The sequence below is a fragment of the Dellaglioa sp. CoH-55-MRSF-7 genome (genome assembly GCF_056782235.1).
Genome location: NZ_JBXAYI010000097.1, coordinates 1 through 359 on the forward strand (window position 1 = coordinate 1; position 359 = coordinate 359).

The 359-nt window shown below is 55.2% G+C and carries 1 protein-coding gene; it reads left to right on the top strand.

Annotated elements, in window-relative coordinates; genetic code table 11:
• Positions 1 to 58: 58 nt before the first annotated feature.
• The coding region (locus AC1RPU_RS08030; protein WP_481769646.1) for a DNA polymerase at positions 59 to 359 on the top strand (301 nt) is incomplete at its 3' end.

Genomic DNA, 359 nt, shown 5'->3' on the forward strand with positions numbered 1-359 from the left:
ACTGAGTCGGACGCCACACAAGGCAAAGCTCTTTTTCGACATCCTCGGACTCGAACCCTTGTCGAAGACGAAGACCGGGGCAGATGCCATCGACAAGGAATTCGTTGCGCATTACCGCGACAAGAACAAGATCGTTGGTCTGTACGGCGACTATCAGGCGCTGACGAAGCTGTTGTCCACGTATGCGAAGGGCTGGTTCAAACGGCTTACGACGAACATGGACGCAGCCAAGGACAATCACCTGCGGCCTGACTATTCGGTATGGGCGGTGGTAACCGGCCGTCTCGCGTCGATGGGACCTAACCTTCAGCAGATTCCGAGCCGGGGAAAGCTCGCAAAGATCATCAAGAATATGTTCG